Origin of the sequence: Falsiroseomonas algicola (assembly GCF_011040385.1) — a bacterium.
GTDB lineage: Bacteria > Pseudomonadota > Alphaproteobacteria > Acetobacterales > Acetobacteraceae > Falsiroseomonas > Falsiroseomonas algicola.
Window position 1 is genome coordinate 282,810 of sequence record NZ_JAAIKB010000007.1, and the last position, 10,647, is coordinate 293,456.

A 10,647-nucleotide genomic window follows, 5' to 3' on the forward strand; every position below is an offset into this window, starting at 1 on the left:
AGCAGGCACGGTGCGAAGGGCAGCATCACTGCGTGATCCTGAGGTTCGTGAGTTCGTTGGCAATGAGCTGGAAGGTCGGTCGCAACTGGTCGGGTTGAGTCACCAGGTAGTAGTTCGACGTCGCCGTGGCGCAGTTCTGGTAGAGGTTGCGCGTCGCGGTGCTGACCGAGCCGGAGGTGTTCACCACCATCGTGTAGATCATGATGCCGTTGTTCTTGATGGTCGTGCACAGCGCGGCGAGGCGGCTGTTGAGCTCCGTCGTGGCGGCCGAGTTGGTCGTGATGGTGCTGCCCAGCCGGCGATCCGCCAGCCGCCCGTAGCCCGTGTAGTCCGCATTGTTCGCTATCACCGGCCCGCCGGCGGCGACACTGACGGTGCCGGAGGAGGGGCAGGCCACCGGCTGCACCGGCATGGAGGGACCGGGGGCGGCGAATCCGGCGCCCGAATTCGGGAAGGAATTGCTGTTGGTGGAAGTGATGCTGCAATCGCCGGGATAGCCGTTCGGCGAATCGAACCAGTTCTGGTCGCCATCCGTCATCATCACGATGACCTTGCGCATGTAGGGCGTGTTGTAGGCCAGCGGCAGCGACGTCGCCTGGTTGTCGGGTGCCGGGCCGAGGTTCCAGGTGCTGCGCCAGCGCGGGCTCAACGTCCACCAGCCCGCCAGCAGGCCGAGATTGCCCATGGTGCCACCACGGTTCGTGGCCCGCATGCTCTGGATGGTGTCGAGCACCGCCGTCTTGCTGGTCGAGAGCGGCAGCACGGGGGTGGAGGGGCAGCCGACATTCGGGCCGACCTGGTAGCTGCCACGATAGGCGTGCCAGGATTCGGTGATGGCATCGGTGCCGGTCGTGGTCGCGTTCCAGAGTCGCCGCGCCCAGTCATTGTCGCCCGGCACCCGGTTGCCATTGCGCGTGTAGATGCCGAGCGTGGACGGGTAGTAGAACGGCCGGAACGGGTATTCGGAGGGCGTGTAGTCGTTGCGGTCGCCATCGCTCGGCGCCCCGCTGTAGCCCACGCGGGCCTCCACGCATCCCCACCACGTCGTCGGCGTGAAGTTCGCGTTCAGACTGGCGCGCGACGTCGCATCCAGCCAGGAGGTGCGCGTGGGCCCCAGGTTGACGGTGGTGGTGAAGGGCACGACGGAGACGTAGAGGTTCTTCTGCGTCTCGTTGTTGCCGAAGACGATGTTGACCAAATCCGCCGCCGCCACCCGCATCAGGTCGGCATTGTTGTTGGCGGCCGTGATGGTCTGGTTCGAGCTGCGCGGGATCGTCGTGATCCGGCAATTGGTCGTGGTGCGGTTCGACGGCAGGGTGCAGTTCGTGTCCATCGACCCGGTGATGTCGAGCACCAGCGCCAGTTCCAGCCCGGTATTCGCGCGCTGCGCACGCGCCTGCGCGCGCATGGTGAAATTCTCGATGCCGATGACGCGGGCGAAGGTCGTCGGCAGTTGCGCGCTCGCCGTGACCTGGAAGGTCTGCTGGTCCACCGCCGTCAGCGTCTCCAGCCGCACGGAGGAATCGAGGAAGCTGGTCCAGGACTGCGTCAGCCCGCTCGCCGCCGTCCAGCCGGACGTCTTCACCGACATGTTGGCCCAGAACAGGGCGGAAACCTCATTGTCCCGGCTGGTCGCCGTGTTGGCGATGTTGCGCGCGCCGGCCAGCGCCGCGGCATCCAGCGCGGCGGTCAGGCGGGAATAGACCAGCCAGGCGCGCATGCCATCGACCGCGACGGCCACCATGCCGGTCAGCGGCACCATCATCAGCCCGACCAGCACCGCGAGGTTGGCGCGGCGATCGGCGCGGAGCGTGCGAAACAGCCGCGCCATCACGCCGGGCATCCCCCGGTCAGGGTGCTGAGGGTGCCGATGCGCGGCCGGATCAGCGCATAGGTCCGGATGGGGCCGGGATCCGGCACCGTGAAGCCGAGGACCTGGGTCAGCGTCGCCAGCTTCACCAGGATCTGCCAGGGCCGCGTGCCGTTGATGACCTCCACCACCACCAGCGTCTGGCCGCTCGGCACCACCAGGCCGTTGGGCAGCGTGGTCTGCCCCGCCACATTCGCCGGCAGGCTCGAATCGCCCTTGCTGCAGGACCAGGCGACGCGATTGCCGGAACCGGTGTTGCTGACGACGGAGAGGACCGTGCGCGCGCGCGAATTCGCATTGCCTGTCGCCGAATTGGCGGGGATCGGGGAAGCGATGGTATTCGCGGCGTCGAACAGCTGGCTCACCACCGCCGTCGTCATCGTCTCGTATTGCGAGGCGATGCTGGCGATCTCCATCGCGGTGCGGTCGAGCCGGTACCAGGTGCGCATGTAGAGCAGCGACTCCGCCACGCCGACGAACAGCACGAGCAGCACCGGCAGGGCGAGCGCGAATTCGATCGACGCGAAGCCCGCGCGCCCGTCATCGGATCGCATAGGGCTCGTTGCGCGTGACCACGCTGGTCGTGTGGCGGAACAGCCCATTCGGCACCAGGCTGCGGCCGACCGGCGTCAGCGCGTTCGACTGGTAGGTGATGCGGTAGCGCACGATCTGCCCGGCATTGCCGAGGCCCGCGGTGCCGCTGCCGTTCAGCGTGGAGATGGAGGAGAAGGCCTCCGTCACCACCGTCAGATTGGTGGCGACGATCGGCATGCCCGAGGATTGCGCGATCACCCGCGCCACATACTGCGAATTGCTCAGCCCCGAGGGCGCCGACTGCCCGGTGGAGGCCCAGCGCGCCGCGACGCGCGTGCCGTGATCGAGCCCCGCGCCGATGGCCAGCTGCCAGGCGATCTCCATCGTCATGGTGACCAGCGTGAGGAACACCGGCGTCAGCAGCGCGAATTCCAGCGCATAGGCGCCGCGATTGCCGAGCCGCGGCAGCAGGGAACGCAGACGCCTCACCATGAGCGCAGCACCTGGAGAATGGCGGGGCCGCCGACCACGAGGAACAGCGTCGGCAGGATGAAGACGATCATCGGCACGGTCAGCAGCACCGGCAGTCGCGCGGCCCGCGCCTCGAACCGCGTCAACTGCTCGCCGCGCATCTCATGCGACAGTGTGCGCAGCGCCACGGTGATGGGCGTGCCGAATTGCAGCGACTGCGCCAGCATGACGGCGACGCGGCGCATGACATCCAGCCGCGTGCGCTCCGCCATGTTCATCAGCGCGGCGCGGCGATCGGCCAGGATGCGAAGTTCGCTGCCGCAGAGGGACAACTCGGCAGCGATGGAGCGGTTGGCGGGCGCGATCTCCACCGCGACGCGGTCGATCGCGCCTTCCAGCGACAGGCCCGCTTCCGTGCAGATCACCATCAGGTCCAGCGCATCCGGCAGGCCCTGTTCCAGCTCCTTCAGGTAGCGCTTGCGCAGCCGCTTGGCGACGAAGTCCGGGATCAGCATGCCGGCGACCGCCGCCATCGCCAGCAGCATGCCCTTCATGGGCTGCTGCACCTCCGCCACCGTCACCAGCACGAAGACGAAGAGGGGCACGGCGACCAGCATCACGATCTTGGCGCCGAGGAAGACCGGCAGCGCGCCGCTGCTGCGGAAGCCCGCGGCGGAGAGCGTCTGTTCGAGGTCCGCGACCGTGCGGGGGGAGAGGATGCCCGCCCGCGTCAGCGCGGAGCCGAGATGCCCGAAGCCCTGCAGCACCGCGCGGCGGAAAGACCAGGGCACCGCCACCTGGTCCACGCCGACGCTGCGCTGCACCGCCAGCAGCCGCATCGCGACGCGCTGCTCATCCCGCAGCGTGCGCGCCAGCACCAGCCCGACCAGGGCCAGCACCATGCCGGCCAGCAGCATGACGATGGCGAGTTCCCTCGTCACGACAGCGACTTCCTGATGATGCCCTGCATGCTGAGGATGCCGAACAGCAGCATGCCGATGGCCAGCGCCAGGATGCGCTGGCCGCTCTCGTCATAGACCAGCACGGCGGCGTAGGAGGGGTTCAGCAGCGCGATCAGCCCGCCGGCGCCGAAGGGAAGCCCGGCCAGGATGGCGGCCGAGGTGCGGGCCTCCGACGCCAGCGCCAGGCCGCGGGCGCGCAGCGCCACGCGCTTGCGCACGACATCGGCCAGGTTCTCCAGCGTCTCCGACAACCCGCCGCCGGTCTGCGCCTGCAGCGACATGGCGGTGGAGAAGAAGCGGTATTCCGGCACGCCATTCTTCAGCGCCGTCTCCTCCAGCGCCCGGTCGAAGGGCATGCCGATGGAAAGCCGGTCGGCGATCTTGCGGAACTCCTCCGCCGTCGGCATCGGCGCTTCCTTGGCGACGGTGCGCATCGCCTCCGTCGCCGGGATGCCGATCCGGGTCGCGCGGATGACGAGGCCGAGCGCATCGGGCAATTGCACGAAAAGCCGCCGGCGATGCTGGCCGTGGAAGCGCGCGAACATGGTGCGCGCGAGGAGGAGCCAGGCCGCCGGCATCGCGACCAGGATCGCATCCCCCGCGATGACCGCGACCATGCCGAGCCCGAGCCGCGCCGCCACCAGCGACAGCACCAGCACCAGCCACCAGGGCAGGGGATAGTGGTGGCGCAGTTCCGGCGCGATACCGAACAGCGTGGCAGCCTTGGCCGCGAGGGGCGAGCGGGAGACCGCCTGCGACAGGCTCGGCCGCGTCGCGCGCACCGTCATGGTCTGGAGGTAGGGCGACACCACCGCCGCCATGCGCGCCTGCCGCTTCTCCGCCCGGCTCAGCGCGGACAGGCCGAGCACCACGCCGATCGCCAGCGCGGCGAAGAGCACCCCGCCAACCAGGACCAGCGTGGCGGGTGTCATCGCTCGGGCTCGTCGAAGGCGGCCATCCAGGCGCGCTCCAGCCCGAAATAGGCGAGGCGCTGCGAGAAGGAGGGGCGCGCGCGGTTGGTACGCCAGCGCACCTTCAGCCTTCCATCCGCGTCCTCGCCCTCATGCTCCGCGAGGAAGATGTCGTTCAGCGTGAAGACCTCGCCCTCCATCCCGACGAGTTCCGTCACCTGCGTCACGCGGCGCACGCCGTCGCGCTGGCGCTCCACCTGCACGATGATGTCGACGGCGCTGGCGATCTGCGTGCGCACGGCGCGCGTCGGCAGGCCGAAATTGCCCATCGTCACCATGTTCTCGATGCGGATGAGCGCGTCGCGGGAGGTGTTGGCGTGGATGGTGCTCATGCTGCCGTCATGGCCCGTGTTCATGGCCTGCAGCATGTCGAAGGCCTCCGCGCCGCGGCATTCGCCGAGGATGATGCGGTCGGGCCGCATGCGAAGCGCGTTGCGCACGAGGTCGCGCTGGTTGATCTCGCCGCGCCCCTCCAGCGAGGCCGGCCGCGTCTCCAGCCGCACGACGTGCGGCTGCTGCAATTGCAGCTCCGCCGCATCCTCCACGGTGATGACGCGTTCGCCCGGGTCGATCAGGCGGGACATGGCGTTCAGCAGCGTCGTCTTGCCGGAGCCCGTGCCGCCCGAGATGATGACGTTCAGCCGGCACTGGGAGGCGATCTGCAGGATCTTCGCCATCTGGCGCGGGATCGACTGGTTCTCCACCAGCTTGTCGAAATCGATCAGCTTGCGGGAGAATTTGCGGATCGAGAGGCAGGGCCCGTCGAGCGCCAGCGGCGGGAAGACGATGTTGATGCGGCTGCCATCCTGTAGCCGCGCATCGACCATCGGGCTGCTCTCGTCGACCCGGCGTCCGACCGCGGCGGCGATGCGCTGCGCGATATTGGCCAGGTGCTGCGAATCGCGGAAGCGGACGCCGGAGAGCGTGACCTTGCCGCGCTGCTCGATGAACACCTTCTCCGGTCCGTTGACCATGATGTCGGTCACGCTGTCGTCGTCCAGCAGCGGCTCCAGCGGGCCGAGGCCCAGCATGTCATCCACCAGCTCCAGCGCCAGCTGGCGCTGTTCGCGGGCATTGAGCTGGCGGCGCTGTTCCGTCGCGATCTCCGCCAGCAGCCGCTCCACCTCCGTCGCCAGCCGCTCATGCGGCATGTCCGCGACCATGGCGGGATCGACGCGCTGGAGGCAGAGCGTGCGCAGTTCCGCCATCACGGGATTGATGCCGGCCGTGGCCGGCGCCCGGGGGCGGGGCGCGAAGGCGGAGGGCGCCGCCGCCGCGGGCGTGGGCGCCGGCGTGGCGACCGGCACCGGGGCAGGGGCCGCATCGCTGCGGCGGCGCCCGAAGACGGGGGTGGCGAAGCCGCTCATTTGCGGAACAGCTTGCGCAGGCTGGCCAGCCGGCTGCCGAGGCCGGGCGGCGGGGCGGAGGCCGCGCCGCAGGCGATGGCGAGGCGCGCGATGCCGTCCCGGAAGGCGCCTTCCACGGGCTTGCCCATGGTCGCCGCTTCCTCGACCTTCTTGGCCTGGTCGGGGATGACGACGTCCGGTTCCTGCTTCATCGCCTCGGCGATCTTCGCCGTCGGCAACCCGCCGGGCCGGCCGGCGCGGTTCAGCACCAGAAGGGGTCGGCTCGCCTGGCCGCTGCCGGGCGGCAGCATCAGCAGCCGCAGCGCATCCCGCACGCAGGCCAGCGTCGGCTCCATGACGATCACGCGCTGCTGGGTGATGTCCAGCAGCTCATGCCCGAATCCGGTGGACTGGAAGGGCACGTCGGCGACGATGAAGTTGTAGCGGCGCCGCGCCAGGCTGATCAGCTTCTCCGCCGCGCCGCCCTGGTAGTTCACCGGGGCGTTCAGCTGTTCCTCCGCGGCCAGCACATGCAGGCGGTCATTCACGGCATGCGCGGTGCGCTCGACGAACAGCTCATCGACTCGCGCCGGCTGTTCCAGCGCCGTCCGCAGCCCGCCGCCCGATTCGGCGGCCAGCAGCAATGCCAGAGATCCGCGCTGCGTATCCGCATCCAGCGCCAGGCTGTGGCGCTTGGCGACATCCGTCAGGTACCAGGCGAGGTTCGCCACGATGGAGGAAGCGCCGACGCCGCCGCGGGCACCCGTCACCGTCAGCAGGCGGCCGCCGCGCACCACGCGTTCCTGCCGCTTGCGGCCGACCACCGCGCCGAAATTCTCGGCGACCAGCGCCGCGGTCAGCGGCTTGTACATGTAGTCGGCGACGCCGACGTTGCGGGTGATGTGGCGGTAGAAGCCGAGATCCGTGCGGTCCCCGATCACGAGCACACGGACGTCGGGTTCCACCACCTCCGACAGATCCTCCAGCGCCGCGAAGGGCTGGGGATGGCCGGTCAGGTCCACCAGCAGCGTCCAGGGCGTGGGCGTGGTGCGCAGCAGGGCGATGGCGGCGTTGATGTCGCCACGGCGGAATTCCGATCCGGGCGGCGCGAGGTCGGCGAAGCCTTCCCGCAGCGTCGCTTCCGTCGCGGCATCCGTCGCGAAGCAGATCAGCGGCTTGCGGTCCGTGCGGAAGGAGGCGGCGGTCTCCTCCCCCGCCTCCGCCGCCATCGTGTCGAAGGCGTTCACTGCGCGCCCCCCAGGCCCGAGGCGCCGCCCATGCCCTGCGTCGTCGCCGTGGTCGGCAGGTTGCGCACGCGGTCCTGCAGCAGGCGCTGCACGGCGGCGGTCGCCAGCTCTCCCATCGCATCCGGCGCGGCCTGGCCCTGGGTGTAGTCGGTGGGCGTTGCCAGCATCTGCACGAGGTTCGCCTCATTGGCGCCGTTCGGGCGCCAGTTCCCCTCCCGCGCATAGGGATCGAGCATGCTGCCGGTGCAGCCGCCGAGCAGAAGGAAGAGGCCGAGAAGGCTGGTGCGGAGCGTGCTCATGGCATGATGAACCCGGCCATGCCCGGCAGGCGCGGTGGCCCGCCGCGTGGCGATCCCAGCTGGCGGCCCAGCTGCCCGCGATCGATGTCATCCGCCTGCAGCTGCCGGTCCGTCGGCGCGCGCAGCGCGTTCGGGTCGGTGGTGCCCCGCACGATGTAGGGGGTGATGATGATCACTAGCTCCGTCTCGTTGCGGAGGAAGCTGTCGGAGCGGAAGAGCTGGCCGATGATCGGCAGCTCCCCGATCCCTGGCACGGCGCGGCCCGTGGTGGTGGAGGCATCCGTCAGCAGCCCCGCAATGGCGAAGGACTGCCCGCTGCCGAGCTCGACCGTCGTCTCCGCCCGCCGCACCGTCAGCGCCGGCACCTGGATGGAGGCATTGCCGCTGGAAAGCCGCACCGCGCCCTGCTCGGTCAGCTCGCTGACCTCGGGCCGCACGCGCAGGCTGATGCGGTTCGGCGCCAGCACCGTCGGCACGAAGGAAAGGCCGACGCCGTATTCCTTGAACTGGATGGTGATGTTGCCGTCGCGCAGCCCGATCGGGATGGGGAATTCGCCGCCGGCCAGGAAGCTCGCCGTCTCGCCGCTCATCGCCGTCAGGTTCGGCTCCGCGAGCAGGCGGATCAGCCGGTCCCGCGCCAGCAGGTCGATCAGCGCATTCACGTCCGGCGTGCCCCGATAGGCCGCGAGGACGGAGGAGGGCGCGTTGAGCGCGCTGGCGACCGCGTTCTGCGTGCTGAGCGCGACCGAGAAGCGGCCGATATTGCCCAGTGCCTGCCAGTCGATCCCGATGGCGCGCGCCACCTCCCGCGATACCTCCGCGATGCGCACGCGAAGGTTCACCTGAACCTGGCCGAGCACGACCAGCCGGTTGTCCAGCGTCTGGCCTTCCGCCAGGTGGCCGCGCGCGATGGCGACGGCCTGTTCGGCCTCGGCCGGCGTGTTCACCTCGCCCAGCAGCGCCAGGCCGCCGGGGCGCGTCTCGATCCGCGCGCTGCGGCTCGGCATCACGCGGGACAGCACGGATTGCGCTTCCGGCGCGGTGAAGGCGGTGGGGCGCACCGTCACCTCATGCTGCGCGACCACATTGCCCTCGGCGTCCAGCGCCGCGACCGTGGTGCGTCCCGGCGCCACGCCGAAGACGAAGAGGGAGGTCGGGCTCGCCGGCCGCACCTCCGCGACGCGCGGGTCCGCGGCGAAGACGGAAGCGACGGGGCGCGATGTCTGCACGACGCGGCCGGAGCCGGCGGAGAGGCCGAGCGGCACGCCGCCCTGGACGACGACGCCACCCGGGGCAGCGGTGGCGCGGGGTGTCTGCGGCTGTACCGGCGTCAGCGCCTGCGCCAGCGCAAGGCCGGGCGCGACCAGCGCCGCGCCGAGGACCGGCAGCAGGAAGGAGGGTAGCCGGAGGCGAAGGGCGGGGATCAGAACCGGAACTCCTCACGACGATTCCCGCCCAGATGAACCTGGATGGGACGCGGATTCGTGACGGTTCCCGGTGCCGCGCGCAACGCCGGGGAGACATCGCCACCCCATGTCACCGCATCGGTTTCCTGCGCCGCATCGCCGTCGCGATTGCTGCTGGCACGCACGGTCAGGCTCAGTCGGCCGAGCCGCGCCGCGACCGCCAGCCGCTCCGCTGCGTGCGGCGCCACTTCCAGCGTCACGGTGCGCACCTGGCGGTTCGCCTCCGGCCCATCGCCGACGGCGCCCTGCACGATCGCCTGGTCGATGGCGATGACGCGGCTGTCGATCAGCACGGTCTGGCCGGCGATGCGGCGCTCCAGCGGCACCGTCTCGTCGCCGATGGTCTGGGTCAGCACCACATCGACCCGGTCGCCGGGCCAGATCAGGCCGGAGATTCCGCTGATGGCATCGACGCCGATGGAGGCGGCGCGCATGCCGGGCGCCAGCAGCGCGGCGAGGAAGCCGCGATCCCCGGGGCGCAGGAAATCCTCCGTCATGAAGGGGCTGCCCTGGCCCACGGGGCGCAGCGCCATCTGGCCGACCAGGTCGGCGCGCGCCTGCGGCGTGTCGCGCCGCGCCTCGGGCGGCGTCGTCGCGACGTCCATCTCGACGGAGGTGATGTCATCCGGCCGCAGCAGCGATCCCGCGCGCACGGGCCGCGCGGCCGCCAGGAAGCTGGCGCGCACGGGCGCGGCCACGATTTCCTGCGGCGTCGGCTCCGGCCGCAGCCCGATCCAGGCGACGCCGAGGAAGCCGACCAGGCCCAGGATCAGGACGGAGAAGAGGGTGAAACGCAGGACCATGGGGGGACCTCAGCCGGCGAGCGTCAGCAGGACGCCGCCGCAGATCGCGACGCCGTAGGGAAGGGGACCGCCGCGGCGCAGGCGCCAGATCTCCGCCCGGACGGCGCGGCCCGGCAGGGTCGCGGCGCGGGGCGGGATGGCGAAGGGATGGCGGCCGCGGAAGGCCAGGTAGAAAAGCGAGAGCGCGCCGCCGGCGAGCGCGATGGCCACCAGCATGTCGGCGACGGAGCCGGGCGGCGGCAGCAGGGCGCAGGCGGCCAGCAGCTTCACATCGCCCCCGCCCATGACGCGGTAGCGCCAGGCGAGCACGCCGACCGCGAAGACGAGAAGGCAGGCGAGGAGCCCCCAGGCCAGGTCACCCTCCGCCGCGCGCAGCAGCAGGCCGAGGACGACCACGAAGGCGGGGATGGCATTCGGGATGGTGCGCGCCGCCACGTCATGCAGGGCCGCGACGATCAGGGCCATGGAGGCCAAGGGTGCGACGGCGTCCATCATGGACATGGGTGTCTTCCAGCAGACAGCGGCGCAGAGGGCGACACTACCCCGCCGCGCGCCGTGGCGCGGCGGGGAAGGGGCAGCCGGTCAGAGCGTCAGCTTGGCAACGACGCTGGTGAAGAAGGTGCCGAGGCCGGTGCCGAGGGTGGTGAAGGCGGTGATGACGGCGGCGCCGAGGATGGC

Annotated in this window: 11 protein-coding genes; all 11 read right to left on the reverse strand. The window is 70.5% G+C overall.

Annotated elements, in window-relative coordinates; all coding sequences use genetic code 11:
* Window positions 1–25 precede the first annotated feature (25 nt).
* Complete coding sequence (locus G3576_RS18755) at window positions 26–1,831, reverse strand: pilus assembly protein TadG-related protein (protein WP_164695958.1); 1,806 nt, start codon at window positions 1,829–1,831, stop codon at window positions 26–28.
* Entirely contained in the window at window positions 1,831–2,424 is a 594-nt protein-coding gene (locus G3576_RS18760; protein WP_164695959.1) for a TadE/TadG family type IV pilus assembly protein, read from the reverse strand. Before G3576_RS18760 ends, G3576_RS18755 begins: the two co-directional genes overlap by 1 nt.
* Entirely contained in the window at window positions 2,411–2,896 is a 486-nt protein-coding gene (locus tag G3576_RS18765; protein WP_164695960.1) for a TadE/TadG family type IV pilus assembly protein, read from the reverse strand. The genes G3576_RS18760 and G3576_RS18765 overlap by 14 nt, the downstream gene beginning before the upstream one ends.
* Entirely contained in the window at window positions 2,890–3,816 is a 927-nt protein-coding gene (locus G3576_RS32625) for a type II secretion system F family protein (protein WP_164695961.1), read from the reverse strand. The genes G3576_RS18765 and G3576_RS32625 overlap by 7 nt, the downstream gene beginning before the upstream one ends.
* The gene (locus tag G3576_RS18775) at window positions 3,813–4,769 is read right to left on the reverse strand and encodes a type II secretion system F family protein (RefSeq protein ID WP_164695962.1); all 957 of its coding nucleotides are present in this window, start codon (window positions 4,767–4,769) and stop codon (window positions 3,813–3,815) included. Before G3576_RS18775 ends, G3576_RS32625 begins: the two co-directional genes overlap by 4 nt.
* Entirely contained in the window at window positions 4,766–6,175 is a 1,410-nt protein-coding gene (locus G3576_RS18780) for a CpaF family protein (RefSeq protein ID WP_164695963.1), read from the reverse strand. The genes G3576_RS18775 and G3576_RS18780 overlap by 4 nt, the downstream gene beginning before the upstream one ends.
* Window positions 6,172–7,401: an AAA family ATPase gene (locus G3576_RS18785; protein WP_164695964.1), complete on the reverse strand. Its 1,230-nt coding sequence runs from the start codon at window positions 7,399–7,401 to the stop codon at window positions 6,172–6,174. The genes G3576_RS18780 and G3576_RS18785 overlap by 4 nt, the downstream gene beginning before the upstream one ends.
* A complete protein-coding gene (locus G3576_RS18790) occupies window positions 7,398–7,700 on the reverse strand; it encodes a hypothetical protein (RefSeq protein WP_164695965.1) in 303 nt (100 codons plus the stop codon). The genes G3576_RS18785 and G3576_RS18790 overlap by 4 nt, the downstream gene beginning before the upstream one ends.
* Window positions 7,697–8,965, reverse strand: coding sequence for a type II and III secretion system protein family protein (locus G3576_RS18795; RefSeq protein ID WP_164695966.1), 1,269 nt, complete (start codon window positions 8,963–8,965; stop codon window positions 7,697–7,699). The genes G3576_RS18790 and G3576_RS18795 overlap by 4 nt, the downstream gene beginning before the upstream one ends.
* A 158-nt stretch (window positions 8,966–9,123) precedes the next feature.
* The gene (gene cpaB, locus G3576_RS18800; protein ID WP_164695967.1) at window positions 9,124–9,969 is read right to left on the reverse strand and encodes a Flp pilus assembly protein CpaB; all 846 of its coding nucleotides are present in this window, start codon (window positions 9,967–9,969) and stop codon (window positions 9,124–9,126) included.
* Window positions 9,970–9,978: 9 nt separating this feature from the next.
* Window positions 9,979–10,470: an A24 family peptidase gene (locus G3576_RS18805; protein ID WP_164695968.1), complete on the reverse strand. Its 492-nt coding sequence runs from the start codon at window positions 10,468–10,470 to the stop codon at window positions 9,979–9,981.
* Between the last annotated feature and the right edge of the window lie 177 nt (window positions 10,471–10,647).